Source organism: Sphingobacteriales bacterium (assembly GCA_016706405.1).
Taxonomy (GTDB): domain Bacteria; phylum Bacteroidota; class Bacteroidia; order Chitinophagales; family UBA2359; genus BJ6.
Genome location: JADJJT010000002.1, coordinates 1,105,357 through 1,122,108, shown reverse-complemented (window position 1 = coordinate 1,122,108; position 16,752 = coordinate 1,105,357). Strand labels below are relative to the sequence as shown.

General features: G+C 40.0%; 12 protein-coding genes. 6 read left to right on the top strand and 6 right to left on the bottom strand.

Translation table 11 applies throughout. The features are described 5' to 3' along the window. Positions 1 to 7 precede the first annotated feature (7 nt). Entirely contained in the window at positions 8 to 2,056 is a 2,049-nt protein-coding gene (locus IPI59_10725; protein MBK7528008.1) for an SPOR domain-containing protein, read from the bottom strand. A gap of 308 nt (positions 2,057 to 2,364) precedes the next feature. Here IPI59_10725 and IPI59_10720 point away from each other — a divergent pair, with 308 nt between their 5' ends. Further along, positions 2,365 to 3,468 carry an FAD-binding oxidoreductase gene (locus tag IPI59_10720; GenBank protein ID MBK7528007.1) on the top strand — a complete coding sequence of 368 codons (1,104 nt, stop codon included), beginning with the start codon at positions 2,365 to 2,367 and terminating at the stop codon, positions 3,466 to 3,468. 108 nt (positions 3,469 to 3,576) lie between these two features. Continuing rightward, entirely contained in the window at positions 3,577 to 5,952 is a 2,376-nt protein-coding gene (gene pbpC / locus IPI59_10715; protein MBK7528006.1) for a penicillin-binding protein 1C, read from the top strand. 47 nt (positions 5,953 to 5,999) lie between these two features. Here the strand turns inward: pbpC and IPI59_10710 are convergent, their stop codons facing one another. Next, a complete protein-coding gene (locus IPI59_10710; protein ID MBK7528005.1) occupies positions 6,000 to 6,758 on the bottom strand; it encodes a hypothetical protein in 759 nt (252 codons plus the stop codon). A gap of 443 nt (positions 6,759 to 7,201) precedes the next feature. On the opposite strand from IPI59_10710, the gene IPI59_10705 reads away from it, so the two are divergent. Continuing rightward, the gene (locus tag IPI59_10705) at positions 7,202 to 8,308 is read left to right on the top strand and encodes a DNA alkylation repair protein (GenBank protein ID MBK7528004.1); all 1,107 of its coding nucleotides are present in this window, start codon (positions 7,202 to 7,204) and stop codon (positions 8,306 to 8,308) included. Here IPI59_10705 and nth read toward each other — a convergent pair whose 3' ends face one another. The 4 genes from nth to IPI59_10685 all read right to left on the bottom strand — a co-directional run bounded on the left by nth (position 8,309) and on the right by IPI59_10685 (position 11,457). Further along, on the bottom strand, positions 8,309 to 8,929 hold the full coding sequence (gene nth / locus IPI59_10700; protein MBK7528003.1) for an endonuclease III: 621 nt from the start codon (positions 8,927 to 8,929) through the stop codon (positions 8,309 to 8,311). A 21-nt stretch (positions 8,930 to 8,950) separates the two neighbouring features. After that, positions 8,951 to 10,189 (bottom strand): hypothetical protein, encoded by a 1,239-nt coding sequence (locus tag IPI59_10695; GenBank protein MBK7528002.1) that lies wholly within the window; start codon positions 10,187 to 10,189, stop codon positions 8,951 to 8,953. 271 nt (positions 10,190 to 10,460) lie between these two features. Beyond that, the gene (locus tag IPI59_10690) at positions 10,461 to 10,760 is read right to left on the bottom strand and encodes a hypothetical protein (protein ID MBK7528001.1); all 300 of its coding nucleotides are present in this window, start codon (positions 10,758 to 10,760) and stop codon (positions 10,461 to 10,463) included. Between the two features lie 16 nt (positions 10,761 to 10,776). Then, positions 10,777 to 11,457, bottom strand: coding sequence for a zinc dependent phospholipase C family protein (locus IPI59_10685; GenBank protein MBK7528000.1), 681 nt, complete (start codon positions 11,455 to 11,457; stop codon positions 10,777 to 10,779). A 251-nt stretch (positions 11,458 to 11,708) separates the two neighbouring features. Here IPI59_10685 and IPI59_10680 point away from each other — a divergent pair, with 251 nt between their 5' ends. The 3 genes from IPI59_10680 (at position 11,709) to uvrA (ending at position 16,711) form a co-directional block, all read left to right on the top strand. Continuing rightward, a complete protein-coding gene (locus tag IPI59_10680; protein ID MBK7527999.1) occupies positions 11,709 to 12,887 on the top strand; it encodes an acetyl-CoA C-acyltransferase in 1,179 nt (392 codons plus the stop codon). Positions 12,888 to 13,042: 155 nt separating this feature from the next. Continuing rightward, complete coding sequence (gene msrA / locus IPI59_10675; protein ID MBK7527998.1) at positions 13,043 to 13,735, top strand: peptide-methionine (S)-S-oxide reductase MsrA; 693 nt, start codon at positions 13,043 to 13,045, stop codon at positions 13,733 to 13,735. Positions 13,736 to 13,867: 132 nt separating this feature from the next. Continuing rightward, the gene (uvrA, locus tag IPI59_10670) at positions 13,868 to 16,711 is read left to right on the top strand and encodes an excinuclease ABC subunit UvrA (GenBank protein MBK7527997.1); all 2,844 of its coding nucleotides are present in this window, start codon (positions 13,868 to 13,870) and stop codon (positions 16,709 to 16,711) included. Positions 16,712 to 16,752: the final 41 nt, after the last annotated feature.

Genomic DNA, 16,752 nt, shown 5'->3' with positions numbered 1-16,752 from the left:
ATTATGTCTATTCTATTGAGGTTAGTCCTAATTTTTGTAATAAATTTTGAGGGTTGTCAACACTTGTTTCTTTAAAGTTTAAGCCATTCCAAACTAATACTTTTGCCGTATAGGCATTGGCAGTTGGCAGGCTTTTATCAAAACTGCCCAAAACTATATCTTTAGCCTTGTCGTTATTAATATCTAACAACATGGCATAATCGGTTTTGGTATTATTAAACATATAGTTGGCAATATTTTGATAGCCCACAAATTTTTGCTGGTTTTTATCTAAATAAAATAAGGTGTAAAGGTCATTTCGGCCTGCCGCGTTGTGGCTTCGCACTAAGTAGCCCTCGTGCATGGGCGATATTTCATAACGGCCAACAGCAAAATGTTGGGTTAGCGGTGCTTGTTTGCTTTGCTCGTACCAATTTTCGCTAAACATTGGCAATAGCGAGGGCTGTATGGGGCTGCCCACTAAAGTTTTTGCCAACTCGTTGTTTTGTGTCAATTGTCCGGCCATTTTAGGATTTACAATCAACGACTCAAAATTTAATAGTTTAAATTTAGTTTCCAATTCCCAAATATCAATACTATTATTACCAATTTTATTGGCAGCATAAAAGTTGGCTGCTTTAGCTTGGTCGTTTGGCAATACAGAAAATGCTTGCCCTTGTGGTTGCAAGGCGGCAGTTGAATTAGCAGCTACGGGTGCATTAAAAACTTGAGGTGCCGCCGCCGCCGATATTGTTGTTGTTGTCATTTCGGCAAAATTCCACGAAGCTGGTTTATTCAAATCAGCGATGGCGCTATTACTATTATTTACCTCCGGAAGAGAAAACGTACTGATATTGCTATTGTTTGGGTTTTGATAAGTGCCACTGTTTACCTGTCCGGTTATAGCATTAAACGTAACTGCCGGCGCAAGGGCAGAACTTGTCGCAGGTTTAATTGTCGAACCCGAAGTTTGTTGTTGTTTAGAACTTGTACTGGCCGCCGGTGTTTCTTGTTTAGTTTGTGTTTGCTTATTACCACCGTCAGCAACACCCTTACTTAACAGCGTTACTTGCCCAACCCCTTCCTTGTTGTTGTTAAAGGTTGCCGCCGTAACTGCAGCGATAGCAGGAGCAGTAGCGGTTGTATTATTTGCAGGAGGAGTATTTTCAACGGGTGTAATCCTCATGTTATAATCTAAAAATACCAACGAATTTTCGGCATGGCTGGTAATAGCAGCCTCCGGATATCCATGTTGTTGCCAATACTTAGCCCAGTTTTGAGCTGCATCGAATGTTTTAAATGGGCCAAATAACAGTTTAAAATCGCTGTTTGTTTGGTTGTTTTTTTCACGGAAAATCGCTCCATATTCCACTAATTCTGACAAATTAGCTAAGTCTTCTATATTTTTATATGTTACCAACGAAACAAAAAACCATATATCTCCATTGCCCGTATTTTGCTGGTTTGATGTATTGCCATTAAAGGCATCGCTGTTCGCAGAGGGCATGTCATTATTATTCGTTCGATTTGCCAAAGGTACCGGCATTTCGTCTTTGGTTTTTGTAACCGGATTTGGTTTTTTGTTTAAACTTTTTATGCTATTATCAATGTTAATATTTGCAGGTAAGGTTTCTTTGTTAGATGTTGTATCGTTTATTAATACCTCCTTAACTTCGGGTACAGAGGCGGTTGTTTTTGGCGTTTCTGGCTCAAAAGCCTTGCCAATTAAAACGCTATTGGCTGGAATGGGCTTGGGGTAACGCATTACCATAGCCTCGGCAAAACCCAATGTTTTAACCCTTTCGCAAATTTGATTTGCCGCTTCATAAGAATCGTAATAACCAACAATCAAACGAGTCAGACCTTGTTCGGTTGGTTCAAAATAAACATCGCCCACTCTTCGTAAGGGGTTAATTTTATTAGTGTCAACAGCCGGGTCAATTAGCTTAAATGCCCCAACTTGTACTTTAAATTTATTTGCAGCAGCAGTATTTACATTAGGGCTTTGTGCGTAAACTATTGTAAAACATGCACCTAAAGCAAAAAGCACAAAGGCTTTAAAAAAATCGTTCCTCATCTTTGTTTGATTGAGTAAATAAACAACCACATAATTGTAGATTGGTACAAAATTAGGCAAATTTACTGTTATTTTTACAATGTAATGCGCAATAGGTGTTTAAGACATCAAAAAGTCAAAATAGAGCCTAATTTTGACTACCTTTGCTTACGTTGCCAATTTGATTATTCCGGACAAACCCTGCCTTAGTCTTTATCCGGATAAAATAAAAATTAATACTTTTACTGCGTGTTTCAATCCTAATTTAACAATATGGAATTACAACTAACTAATTGATTAGCTAAACCCAAAAAAACCATTCATAAACCTTGCCCATTTACGATTATTTAGTTGTTGGCGGCAGTTTGGCCGGATGTTGGTTAGCCTATTACCTTACCCAGTATGCGCAACAACGGGTTTTACAGGTTGTAGCTCCCCAACGGCCTGGTGCTGCCTCAGTTGCAGCAGGTATTGTAAACCCCATTACTGGCCGCCATTTATTGCTTACTTGGCGAGCCAACGAAATTTTACCTTTTGCCGAAGCAGCCTATACGGAGGCAGAATCTTTTTTTAATTCTAAAGGTCTTAGTTTGCCAAACTTAGCTAAATTATGGCATAAACGCCGTTTAATTTGGCAAATTACTGAACCCCAACAGGCCGAACAATTTCATTTGCGCAGCCAAACTCTGCTTTATGCACCTTATATTGAGGAAATTACAACCCGCCCTACCCTACCCTATTTGCCACCCGCGCTTGCCTACGCACAAATACAAGCAGCACAAGCCAATATAGGCGTATTTACACAAAATTGGTTGGCTTACCAACAAAACAAGCAAGCAAGTATTCCTCTTGTTGTTTGCGAAGAGTTCAATACAAAAGATTTACAACTAACCACTACTTCGGCTATATGGCGAGGCAATTCCATAGGTACAGTTGTTTTTTGCGAAGGGCATTGGGCTACCGAAAATCCATATTTTAGTTATTTGCCCCATGCACCAGTAAAAGGCGAGGCGCTGCATATAAAAATTTCGCAAGCCCCCAACCTGCCCTATATAATTAAAGGTGGTTTGCAAATTGCGCCCATGCTTACCAACTCCGCTGAGAACGATATTTATTGGTGTGGCAGCACCTACAACTGGACAGACCTGACCCCCGAACCAACCGAATGGGGGCTTGCGACCTTACAACAAAAACTACAACAAACCATAACCGCGCCCTATCATATAATAAAACACGTTGCCGCAATAAGGCCGGCAACCAAACAACGCCGCCCTTTTTTAGGCCGGCACCCTGTTTACCCGCAGTTAGCTATTTTTAATGGCTTAGGAACCAAAGGAACTTCGTTGGCACCGTTTTTTGGGCATTTACTTTGTAAACACCTAACGCAAAACCATCCGTTAGAGGCCGAAATTGCCCTACCCTCTCCGCCTTGAAAATTACACCTTTATTTCAAATTTGTTTTACAAAGTAGCTTTATTATTTAAACATAGAACTACTTGCCTGCAATTTTCGTTTAGAACAAAAAATAATTGCCTTTATTAATGAAGACGCATCGTTTAAAAGCCGCACTTCAACGCATTTTTGTTTTTGTAAAAGCTCGCTGGCAGCAAATTCCGGAAAAACTCCGGAAAAAAATACGCCTCACAGCCATTGTTTTGGCGAGTTTTTTTTTAGGTTTTATCCTGCTCGATTTGCTGTTTCCCTTTAAACCCAAAGTTGTATATTCGCAAATTATACTTGACGCCAAAGGCACTCCATTGCACGCCTTTTTAACCCCAGACGATAAATGGCGCTTACGCCTTGAGGCGCAAGATATTACACCCGAACTGAAAGAAGCCTTTTTGTTTAAAGAAGATAAATATTTTTATTATCATTTTGGTATTAACCCTGTTGCTATTGTTAGGGCTGCGTTTAATAATTTGCTCAAAGGGCGGCGCACATCGGGGGCAAGCACTCTTACTATGCAAGCGGCACGTATGTTACAACCTAAACAACGCACCGTAGGCAATAAAATGATTGAAATGTTTAGGGCTTTACAATTAGAATGGCATTACTCGAAGCAAGAAATTTTGCAAATTTACCTTAGTTTAGTGCCCTATGGCGGTAATATAGAGGGCGTAAAATCGGCGGCGTTATTGTATTTTAAAAAAATGCCCAACCATTTAAGCTTGGCCGAAATTACTGCTTTGTGTGTAATACCAAATCGCCCAAATTCGCTTACCCTAGGGCAAAATAATACCGAAGTGGTAGAGGCACGCAATAAATGGCTTAAAAAGTTTGCCCAAGCACATATTTTTCCGGATGCAAATATAAACGATGCGTTAAACGAGCCTTTAAATGCTTCGCGCAATGATGCCCCTAAATTAGCACCTCATTTTAGTATCCGGATGAAAAACACTTACCCAACAAAGCCTACTATTGAAACATTTCTTAATTTACAACAGCAACAAAAAACCGAAGAGTTGGTAACAAATTATATCAGAAGATTGTATCACCAAGGAATGCGCAATGCTGCAGTAATGGTTATTAACAACCAAACGATGCAAGTTGAAGCCTATGTGGGGTCGGCCAATTTTGAAAATACCGACGACGGGGGTCAGGTGGACGGTGTTAGGGCAGTGCGGTCGCCGGGCAGTACGTTAAAACCATATTTGTATGCCCTGGCCTACGACAAAGGCTTGATTACCCCTAAGTTTAAAATTAGTGATGTTCCGGTTAATTATTCCGGATATGCACCTGTTAATTTCGACAAAAAGTTTAATGGTATGGTTAGTATTGAGTTTGCTTTGGCTAATTCACTCAATATTCCGGCAGTAAAAATTTTAGACACCCTGGGTAAATCTTATTTTATCGAACAATTAGTAAAAGCTAATTTTAAACAGGTAGCGCTTAAAAAAGATGTGTTGGGTTTGTCGGTTATTTTAGGTGGATGTGGTGCACGCTTAGAAGAGCTAACCACTTTATACGCCGCTTTTGCCAATCAGGGTGTTTACCGGCAGCCCCATTTTGTACCATCTGACAGTTTAGAGATTACTACGCCTTTATTTAGCCCGGCAGCAGCTTACGGCATTACACAAGTGCTAACGCAGCTAACGCGCCCCGATTTTCCGCAGCAGTTTAGCGCCTTTACCAATACGCCACGTATTGCCTGGAAAACCGGCACCAGCTATGGCCGTAAAGATGCCTGGAGTATTGGCTACAACGCGCATTACACCATTGGCGTTTGGGTCGGAAATTTTTCGGGCGAGGGCAACCCCGATTTAACCGGAAACAATATTGCTACGCCTTTGCTGTTTTATATTTTTAATACTTTAGATTATGCGCCTCAAAAAGACTGGTTCGTAGCGCCGCCCGAATTGCAATATCGTTGGGTTTGCTCGGTAACGGGTTTGCCTCCCGACCATTTTTGCCAGCAGCAGGTAATGGATGTATATATTCCCGGCGTTAGTACTGGCCAAGTTTGTAACCATTTATTTGAAGTAGCCGTTAATCCAACCGAAACTTATAGCTACTGTACAGCCTGTAAACCTATTGACGGCTTTAAAATTAAAACCTACCCACGATTACTGCCCGAAATTGTAGCCTATAACCAAGCTAACCATATTCCTTACGAAGCCGTGCCCGAACACAACCCCAATTGCGAGCGAATTTTTAACAATACTGCACCAACCATCAGCTCGCCTGTTGCAAATATTGACTACCTGCTTGACCCTGCCGATAATACCGAAATTATGCTCGCCTGCAACGTAGGCAACGATGTAAAAAATGTGTATTGGTATGTAAACAACGCTTTTTATGCACAAGCCATAGCCGCCGATAAACTTTTTTTTAAACCTATTGAAGGCACTAACAAAATTACCTGCGTTGATGATAAAGGCCGAAAAACAGACGTAACAATAAAAGTGGCATTTTTATAGTACCAAGTTATTATGTTTCTAACCTAAAAACTAGAAATCGTGCTTAATTAAAAGATAGCATTAGCTAAATTGTCCATTAATAGTTGGGCAATGAAAATATCATCGGGGTTTGAGTGGGTAACATTATTTTGAATTAGATCAATAGTGCCTGCGCTACCCGAAAAAACTTTACCCAAATCAATGGTTACTGTTACGTTTTTAACATCGCCGGCCAATAAGGTAAGCGGGCGCGGTAGCGATACAGGTTTATATAATGGGTCGGTGCCGCAATGGTAAGCAAATCCGGTATTTAAAGGTGGTGGGTCTAATTGAGGGTCAGCTTTGCCAATTATCTCTAAAAATGTATATTTCAACCAAGCCCAATATAAAATAGTATTTTCAAAATAAAGTGGGCTGTCTTTAGGAACGGCGGTAGGGTCGGTATTATTAAGTTCGGCATCTAAGCCCAAGCCAAATTTTAAGGTATTGTAAGTGCCAATGGCAATTTTTGCTTTTATTGTATCTGGGTCTTTTAAGTCAAGCAAGGCAACGTCTCCAAGCGATTGCTCTGTACCATCGGGTGCTACCATAGCCATCCGCGAAACATATAAACGAAATGCTTCAACCGAAAAGTTTTGCCCGTTAGTGTGGGCGTAAATATCGCTTGGATTGTAGATTGAGCCATTTACAACCGCCTTAAAAATTAAATTTACATTGTATGTTGGGGCGGGTGGGTCGGGTTCGTCATCAGGGCAGGCAGTAAACACCAGCGTAGCTGTAGTTAGTAAACCAAGCAATAAAAAACGGTGCCAAATAGGATTATTCATGGTAGAAAGGTATTTTTTAAGAATGGCAAATTAGTTTAGGTTGCAAAGTTACCAATTTTAAAACATAATTCGCAACGCAACAGACAACTAAAAAAATATTTTTTAGCACTTATTGAGTCTCGTAAAAGTAAAATCCGGATATTCATATAAACAAAAAACATGCTTTATTAACTTTGCGTAACTACCGCGCCAAACTAAAATTTCCGGATAAAAATTTAATCGCAGCTTTTTCGATAATTTAATATTAAATCAAATGGTTATCATTTTAAAATCGAAGGTAATTTTTTCTGGGCAATAACTCAGGGACAGTTGCATAATAAACCGAGATGGAGTTTTATTGTTTTACTTTTATATTTGGTAACGCCAAAAAAATAGCACAATAATTATTTCTTTTTAGCCAAGAGTGAGCTAAGTTAAAAATACTAGTTAATTTAATATTGTTTATGAGTAGTTTATTAAAAGATCTATACTCAAAGGAGTTTTACCACAATTTTGCGCAAATATTAGCACCTTTATTGCCCAAATTTAACGGCAAAATTTTTAAACAGTTACTATTTGATGAGGCATGGGAAAAACGCGAGCTTAAAGCCCGGATGCGCCATACAACCCAAGTTTTAAAACAGTTTTTTCCGGATGATTTTGGCGAGGCAATGTCGCTAATCGAAAATTTAATTAATAATCTAAGGTTGGCAGATTTTAAAAACGGGCAACTTGTTTTTATGTTTTTGCCCGATTATATAGAACTATACGGCCTCCAAAACTACCCTCAATCTATTAAAAGCATTGAGTTTGTAACCCAATTTATTACTTGTGAGTTTGCAGTGCGCCCCTTTTTAAAGCAATACCCAGCCGCCATGATGGAGCAAATGTTGCAATGGGCAAAACACCCCAACGAATCGGTTAGGCGATTAGCATCTGAGGGTGCCCGGCCTCGCTTGCCATGGGCAATGGCTGTGCCGCATCTTAAAACCCAGCCCAACAACATTTTACCTATTTTGGAGCGATTAAAAGACGACCCATCCGAAACCGTTCGGCGCAGCGTAGCCAATAACCTTAATGATATTAGCAAAGACCATCCGGACTTGGTTTTGAACGTATTGCAAAATTGGGCCGAGCCTTTAAACGCCCAACGAATGGCTTTGCTAAAACATGCAGCCCGAACCCTGCTAAAATCCGGAAACCCCAAGGCTTTGGCTTTGTTTGGACTTAGCACCTCAAATCTAATTAAGCTTACCCACACACATCTTCAATCAACTGAAATCGAAATTGGGCAATATTTAACCCTACAATTTACATTGCATAACCCAAGCAACAAACCTTTTGCGCTTAGGCTTGAGTACGCTATTTATTTTTTATTGGCAAACGGCAAATGGAATAAAAAAGTATTTAAAATAAGCGAACGGCAATTAACTGAAAACGAAACGCAAACAATTCAAAAAAAACATTCGTTTAGACCCATAACTACCCGCAAATATTACAAAGGGCAACATTTTGTGGGCTTAATTATAAACGGTTTAGAACAGGTTAAACTACCTTTTTGGTTAGGCTAACTACCCGCCTATTACACTACAAATGGGGCATTTATCGGGATGGTGATTGCGGGCGGGGCAGTATTGCCGTCCAAAATAAATAATTTGTAAATGTAATTTGTTCCAGTCTTCCATCCGGAAAATTGCTTTTAAGTCGCGCTCGGTTTGTACTACATTTTTGCCCGATGTAAGCCCCCAACGTTGGGCCAGCCTATGTATATGTGTATCGACCGGAAAAGCAGGCACCCCAAAGGCTTGCGACATAACCACCGATGCTGTTTTATGCCCCACACCCGGCAAAGCTTCTAATGCCTCGAAACTGTTGGGTACCTGGCCATTGTGTTTGGCAACGATAATTTGCGAAAGGTTGCGAATTGCTTTTGATTTTTGGGGGCTTAACCCGCAGGGGCGTATAATGTTGGCAATTACCTCGGTGGGTAATGCTTGCATGGTTTGCGGCGTGTTGGCAAGTGCAAAAAGTTGAGGGGTAATTTTATTGACGCGCTCGTCTGTACATTGCGCCGACAAAACCACTGCAACTAAAAGCGTATAGGCGTTTGTGTGCTGTAACGGTATAGGCGTTTCAGGAAATAGCTTATTTAAAGTTTTAGTTATAAACTGTGCTTTTTGGGGCAAGGTCATAGCGGCAATCAATGAGGGTTGTTATTTTTTTTGCAAGGTTTTAAGGTCAAAATCTTTGCGCACAAATACTTCGCTCATTTGTATGTTAATTTGTTTGTTTTCTTTGCCTTCACTTTTTGTATTTAACACCAAAACAACAGGTTTTTCGCGGTTAGTGTTAAGGTCTAAATCTGTTTCAATAATACAGGTTCTGTTGCTGCTAAATGATTTAATTGCAGTACCAACCAACCATTCGCCCATATCGCCATCAAGGGCTGTCAGGGGTTTTTTATCGAGCGAAACAAGGTCGCTGTTAATAACTACATGGTCATCAACAGTTTTGAGGCTGCTGTTTAAAAATATTTCAATATCGCCCTGCTGAACAATTAATTTTGCAGTTGGCCCGGGCAAAATTGCTACCCATTCGCCTTCAAGATTTTTAATTAATTTTTCGGTAAGTTCGTTTCGTTCGGCATTAGGGTCGGCAACAAAAAACTGCCTGTACGTATTTTTAGGAACTCCGTCTGAATACACTTCATCAACTTGTAGGTCAATTCCTTTTATTTTATCACCAACAAAAATTGGGAAAAAAGTACCTATTGTTTTTTGGTTAATTATTGGGTCGGTATAAACTACTTGATAATTGTCATCCGTTTTTGACTTAGTAGGCTCAAGTTCGCCGAGTAATTTTACCCGGTCGTTTACAATCCGGTAAAATTTAACTAAATACTTGCCCTCGTTGTTATAAATTTGAAGTTTTGGAATACGGACGTAGTTGTCCCACTCATTTTTCCAATGTCCGGCAAATTGTTCAAAACTTATTTCCGGATTAGGCGGATTAGGCCCTAATTGTTCAAGGCTTGATTTGCGGACCATCACGTCGAGTGCTTTTCCGGTATAATTTCCGTTAGGGTCAACTATCAGGGTGTGTAAATATAGTTTTTCAACGCCTTGGTCAAAAACGGGCATTATTAAACATTTTGAACCGGCAAGGGTGGCAACAAAACTAAAATCTTCTTCCGATACTTTTACTTCAGCCCATTTCAAGGGCAATTCTTTTTTACCTATTTTAGCATAGGCTTTTACTCGGTAAGTTTTATAAATTGTTTCTTCAAAAATAACTTTGTTGTAACGGTTTGTTACCGAATCTACTTTTACCCACTCGCCCTGTATATTAAAAAAGTGCTGGCTGCCTATGTATTGGGCAGAAACAGTCAAATTAAATAAGCCTAAAAAATAAAGGCAAGTTATCAATGTTTTGAACTTAATAATTGGTTTCATTGGCGTTGCTATTTAATTCAATTTATTTTGGCAAAAGGATTGAAAGATGTGAGGTGGTATAAAACAAAAAGCAATATTTTCAGCGAAATTAGGGAAAAAATTTTAGCAACAAAAAAAAATTAAAAATTAGGTTGTTCATTGCCTTAGTTTATAAAAGTTTATTTTGTTTTGCAGGCAAATATTTCGATGTAGCTTATTTTCAATTCAAAGAAAAAAATGATTTTTTTGGTTCGCAAAATAAAAAATCATAAAAATAGTGCTGTTGATTTACTTAACCATAATCTTCAAAAAAAGCTTCGTAATAAGCAAAAGTATAAGTTTTGCCGGGTGGTTGGTTATGTTCTAACGAGTGGCCTTTTTCAGGAAAATCCCAAGAATCAACACCAAAAATACTATTTTGCCATTTTTGGCAATATGCTATACAATTTTCAACAGACAAATTGAGCATTTCTTCAATAGTTGTCAATGTTGTTTGGCCAGTAACTGGGTTCTTAAAGGCAAGTTCACCCGATAATCGTTCAAAATAGCTGTTAAGTTGTTTATAGTATAATGCGCCTAATTTGGTTTGCATATTTTGTGGAAAAAAACTAAATAAAGGGGCAAAAAAAACTATTTCGGCTAAAGGACCGTATTTGCCGGTGAGCCTTTTGTGCATCAGCTAATGCTGTTAGCATGTGTTTTGCATACACCTCTGCATTCATAGTTAAATAAAACGCCAGTGCCTGCTGTACTAAATCATCAAAACGATATTCTAAACCTTTAACCAAGGCAGTCAAATCGTATTTATTCATCTCCTCGTAATTGCCTTTGCATAAATAAAAATCGAGCAAAGCCTCAAATTTAAGATGATGGCGTTGATGACGAATCCGGGTTTTAATGTCAGTGTCCGGATAATACTCGCCCGTATAATAGTAAACTAAGGGATGAAATATTTGGTCGGCAATTATATGTGTAAGTAAGCCCAACCAAAAAGCAATTAAGTGTTGATTCTCGGCTTGTCTTTGTATTTGCCACGCTACACAGCGTAAAACTGCAAAAGTATCTTCTCCGGATATACCATGTAATTTGTTTGTCACCGAAGCAAGTCCTTGCGCAATAGCCTGATGTTTGGGGTATTTTTGTGGCGTTAAATAATAAAATAAATCATGGTAAACTGCTCCCAACTTATAAATATTTGGATATTTATTGATGGCTTGTTCGTAAACAGTTCCTTGCAATTTTTTGGCTACCCGTTCAGCAATTATCCAATGCGTTATTTCTTTAGGCATGATTTAGGCAAATAAGTAACTATATTGAATTTAGCATAAAATATAGCACAAAGGTACAAACTTAATTATGGTTTGTTGTTCATAAGCATCAACAAGCAAAATAAAGACCAGAAAATACACAGTTCAGGCAAAAATTTACACCTTATAAAAGCAAAAAAGTCGTACCTTTGCCGGCCAAATTGTAGCGCACATTTTAACTTAAATACAATTTATTTATTTGTTTTTTACAACACATTTAATATATATTAATTATGCACGAAGTAGTAATAGTATCGTTGGCACGCACACCCATTGGCAGTTTTGGTGGTAAATTGGCCAGTTTAACTGCCATTGAATTAGGTAAAACCGCTATGCAGGCCGCCATGCAACGCGCTGGCATTGATTATAATGCAGTGAACGAAATATATATGGGCAATGTTTTGCAAGCAAACGTAGGACAAGCACCTGCCAGGCAAGCAGCATTAGCAGCCGGATTTAACCCCTCGGTTGTTTGTACCACTATCAATAAAGTATGTGCAAGTGGCATGAAATCGGTAATGTTAGCAGCCCAATCCATACGCTTAGGCGATGCTGAGGTTGTTTTAGCCGGTGGTATGGAAAGCATGTCGCAAGCGCCTTTTCTATTAACCCGTCAACGTTGGGGCAACAAGTACGGCAATATCGAAACCGTTGACTGTATTGTGCGCGATGCCTTGCAAGACCCCTATAACGGCAATATGATGGGTAATGTTGGCGAGCTTTGTGCAAATACTTATGGTTTTAGCCGTCAAGACCAAGACGATTTTTCTATCGAATCGTATAAACGTGCCGAAACCGCCTACAAAAACGGATGGTTTAACAACGAAATTTGCCCTGTTACCATACCAAACCCAAAAGGCGAGCCTACCGTAATTACCGAAGACGAAGAGTACCGCAACGTGCGCTACGACAAAGTTGCCTCGCTTAAACCTGCTTTTGACAAAAATGGTACGATAACCGCCTTTAACGCCTCAAAAATTAATGACGGCGCTGCCGCTTTGGTACTAATGAGCCGGGCAAAAGCCGACGAGCTTGGCCTTAAACCCATTGCCCGCATTGTATCGTATGCCGATGCCGAACAAGACCCCGATTGGTTTACCACTGCTCCCTCAAAAGCTGCGCCTTTGGCGTTAAAACGTGCCAACCTAACCATTGACCAAATAGATGCCTGCGAAATAAACGAAGCTTTTGCCGTTGTTGCTTTATCAAATATGCGCCTGTTAGGCGTACCGCATGAAAAAACCAACCGCTTTGGAGGTGCAGTAGCCCTGGGGCATCCTGTTGGCGCATCAGGTGCGCGAATTATTTGTACCCTTATATCGTCGTTACAACAATGCAACGGACGTTATGGCCTTGCTGCCATTTGCAATGGCGGTGGCGGTGCCTCGGCAGTTGTAGTTGAATTGTTATAAAAAACAGGTAATACCTAACAATTTTAACATTTCTTATAAACTTTAAACTTTAGCTCCTCGTATAAATAAGGGTAATTAAACAAATCTTATTGCTAAGCAATAAGATTTGTTTAATTTAAATTTATCTTTTTTAATACGAATTAATGTTATAGTTTATGTTTAAAGTTTTTTGCAGTTTGTGCCTAAGCAGCTTATTATTCTTAAACTCATGCTCACAAACTACCCATACAAATTCACAATCGCCTACTTCATTAAGTAACAACAATATGTTAAACTTACCGCTTACCCCCGTTCAAGTGCCTGCAGGCAAAGAAATAGCCACTTTTGCCGGCGGGTGTTTTTGGTGTGTCGAAGCTGTTTTTTCTGAACTCGATGGGGTAGATAAAGTTATATCCGGATATGCCGGAGGCATCGTTAAAAACCCTACCTACCGCGAAGTTTGCTCGGGCAGCACACAACATGCCGAAGCCATACAAATTACTTTTGATCCTCAAAAAATAGGTTATTCCGATTTGTTGTATATTTTTTGGCACGTACACGACCCCACCACCCTTAACCGACAAGGCGCCGATGTGGGCACACAATACCGCTCGGCAATTTATTACCACAACGACACGCAAAAAGCCCAGGCACAGGCATCAATTGCCCAAGCACAAACCGAAGCTATATGGCCTAATCCCTTTGTAACCGAAATTACCCAATTTACCAATTTTTACCCCGCCGAAGATTACCACCAAAGCTACTACTACGCCAACCCTTCCGAATCGTATTGTACTTTTGTGATAAGCCCTAAAATGGCTAAATTCCGGAAAAAATTTGCAAACAAACTTCGGCCATCCGGCGAATAGTTTTTAAAAACAACCAGCCTGCATACTGTACTAAACTAAAATTAATCTACCCTACCCTAACACCTCTTAGCTTTTTTTATGCTGTTTGTTTTCTTACATATTGATTAATTATTTTATTTAGTACATTTACACATGTCAACTAAGCACGATCTTAATTCCAATTCAAGCCTAAGCGTGCCAAGGGGTATTTACATTAAAGGAGCAAGGCAGCACAATTTAAAAAATATAACAGTTAATATTCCGCGAAACGCTTTGGTGGTTGTTACCGGGGTTTCAGGCTCAGGAAAATCATCGTTGGTAATTGACACCCTGTTTGCCGAAGGCCAAAGGCGTTACGTTGAAAGTTTATCGGCCTATGCACGGCAATTTTTGGGGCGGATGAACAAGCCCGAAGTAGATTATATTCATGGCCTTAGCCCTGCCATCGCCATCGAACAGCGAGTAATTAGTAATGCCGCCCGCTCAACAGTAGGTACACTAACCGAAATTTACGACTATTTGCGCCTGCTGTATGCTCGGTTAGGTAAAACATATTCGCCAGTCAGCGGGCAATTAGTGCGCAAAGACGAAGTAAGTGATATTGTAGATTATTTGTTTAACCTGCCTAACGGCGAACGGGTTGTCTTAGCCGTGCCTTTATCTCCAGATATATCAAAATCTGAAAAAAATACTGACGCCGAACTTAATCTCTTGTTGCAAAAAGGCTACTCAAGGCTTTGGTTAAACAATACCCTTGTTCGTATTGAAGATGTTCAGACCTCGCCCCAGCCATTATTATCCGGAGCTATGGTAATGATTGACCGTTTTTCTATTGACAATGCCGACAACGATTTGCGCACCCGTTGTGCCGACTCGGTTAATCTGGCTTTCTACGAAGGACACGGCCACTGTACCATCATTCATCCGGATAAAAATGAATGGCGCAATTTTAGCAATAAATTCGAAGCCGACGGTCTCGTCTTTGAAGAACCTTCACCTCAGTTTTTTCATTTTAACAATCCTTATGGCGCATGTCAAACCTGCGAAGGGTTTGGTCAAACAATTGGTATTGACGAAAATTTGGTCATTCCCGACCATAGCCTTAGCGTTTATGAAGGGGCAATAGCACCGTGGAAGGGCGAAAAAATGGGTGAGTGGTTAGATTTTTTAGTAGCGAATAGTTCAAGATTTAATTTTCCCATTCATAGACCCATTGCCCAGCTAACGCCTCAAGAATATCAACTACTTTGGACTGGCAATAAATATTTTGAAGGCATTAATGCATTTTTTAAAATGCTGCAAGAAAACAGCTACAAAATGCACTACCGCATTATGATGGCCAAGTACAGAGGGCGCACCATTTGCCCTGATTGCTTGGGCAGCCGCTTGCGAAAAGAGGTACAATACGTAAAAATAGGGCAAAAATCGTTAATAGACTTAGTACTGATGCCCATTAGCGATTTACAAACTTTTTTTTCCGGATTAAGCTTAAACGATTTTGAACAAGCGATAGGTAAACGAATTTTAATAGAAATTACCCACCGTTTAAATGTGTTGATAAATTTAGGTTTAGGCTATATTACACTTAACCGCAACTCGGCCACACTAAGCGGCGGCGAAACCCAGCGCATTCATTTAACCCGCATTTTGGGCAGTAATTTAACCAATGCCTTGTATATACTCGACGAGCCAAGTATTGGCCTGCACCCCCGCGACACCGACCGCTTGGTGCAAGTTCTGCAAAACTTACGTGCTTTAGGCAATACCGTAATAGTTGTTGAACACGAAGAGGCCGTAATGAAAGCTGCCGATTATTTAATTGATATTGGTCCTTTGGCAGGGCAACAAGGCGGCGAAATTGTATTTGAAGGAAAGCCAGGTGATTTATTGGAGCAGGCAAAGAATCCCGAAAATAAAAGCCTGACCGCACAATATTTATCCGGAAAAATGGCTATCACCCCACCAACGCATACGCGCCCACCCCTCGATTTTATTATCATCGAAAATGCTTCTCACCATAATTTAAAAAATGTAACGGCTAAGTTTCCGATAGGTTGTTTTACTGTTGTTACAGGCGTATCGGGGTCGGGCAAAACCACTTTAGTTAAAGATATTTTATACCCCGCCTTACAGCGCCACTTAACGGGGTTAGGCAACCAACCAGGTCGGCACGAAAAAATAACGGGCTACCTGCAAGGCGTTACAAAACTCGAACTAATAGACCAAAACCCATTGGGGCGCAGTTCGCGTTCTAATCCTGTTACTTATATTAAAGCCTACGATGCCATCCGAGATTTGTATTGCTCGCAGCAATTAGCCAAAATACGAGGCTACAAAACAGGCAGTTTTTCATTTAATGTGGCTGGTGGTCGCTGCGACACCTGTAATGGCGAAGGTGTTGTTACCATTGAAATGCAATTTTTAGCCGATGTACATTTGCTTTGCGAAGCTTGTAACGGCAAACGTTTTAAACCGGATATATTAGAGGTGCATTTTGGCCGTAAAAATATTTACGATGTATTAGAAATGAGCGTTGAAGAAGCCATTGACTTTTTTAAACCTCAACATAAAGATATTGCCACTAAATTACAACCTTTAGCCGATGTTGGTTTAGGTTATGTTAAATTAGGGCAATCGTCAAGTACTTTAAGCGGTGGTGAAGCACAACGACTTAAATTAGCCACCTATTTAGGCCAAAGTCGTACAAACGAAAAAGTACTTTTCATTTTCGATGAGCCTTCGACAGGCTTACATTTTAACGATATAAAAAAACTGCTATCCGCTTTTTATGCGCTTACCAACGCTGGCCATACGGTTATTGTTGTTGAACATAATTTAGACATCATAAAATGCGCCGATTGGGTCATTGACCTCGGTCCCGATGGAGGAAGCGATGGCGGCTATATTTTATATCAAGGCCATACATCCGGATTATTAACAGCAGAAAACTCTCATACCGCCAAATTTATCCGGGAAAAAATACAGTTTACCTCATAGTCATTTGCTTGCTGTTTTTTACTGCTTACAAAATTAAAAAC

Coding starts and splice junctions, on each gene's coding strand:
- IPI59_10725 (MBK7528008.1), bottom strand. CDS start 2,056: ATGAGGAACGATTTTTTTAAAGCCTTTGTGCTTTTTGCTTTAGGTGCA.
- pbpC (MBK7528006.1), top strand. CDS start 3,577: ATGAAGACGCATCGTTTAAAAGCCGCACTTCAACGCATTTTTGTTTTT.
- IPI59_10710 (MBK7528005.1), bottom strand. CDS start 6,758: ATGAATAATCCTATTTGGCACCGTTTTTTATTGCTTGGTTTACTAACT.
- IPI59_10705 (MBK7528004.1), top strand. CDS start 7,202: ATGAGTAGTTTATTAAAAGATCTATACTCAAAGGAGTTTTACCACAAT.
- nth (MBK7528003.1), bottom strand. CDS start 8,929: ATGACCTTGCCCCAAAAAGCACAGTTTATAACTAAAACTTTAAATAAG.
- IPI59_10695 (MBK7528002.1), bottom strand. CDS start 10,189: ATGAAACCAATTATTAAGTTCAAAACATTGATAACTTGCCTTTATTTT.
- IPI59_10690 (MBK7528001.1), bottom strand. CDS start 10,760: ATGCAAACCAAATTAGGCGCATTATACTATAAACAACTTAACAGCTAT.
- IPI59_10685 (MBK7528000.1), bottom strand. CDS start 11,457: ATGCCTAAAGAAATAACGCATTGGATAATTGCTGAACGGGTAGCCAAA.
- IPI59_10680 (MBK7527999.1), top strand. CDS start 11,709: ATGCACGAAGTAGTAATAGTATCGTTGGCACGCACACCCATTGGCAGT.
- msrA (MBK7527998.1), top strand. CDS start 13,043: ATGTTTAAAGTTTTTTGCAGTTTGTGCCTAAGCAGCTTATTATTCTTA.
- uvrA (MBK7527997.1), top strand. CDS start 13,868: ATGTCAACTAAGCACGATCTTAATTCCAATTCAAGCCTAAGCGTGCCA.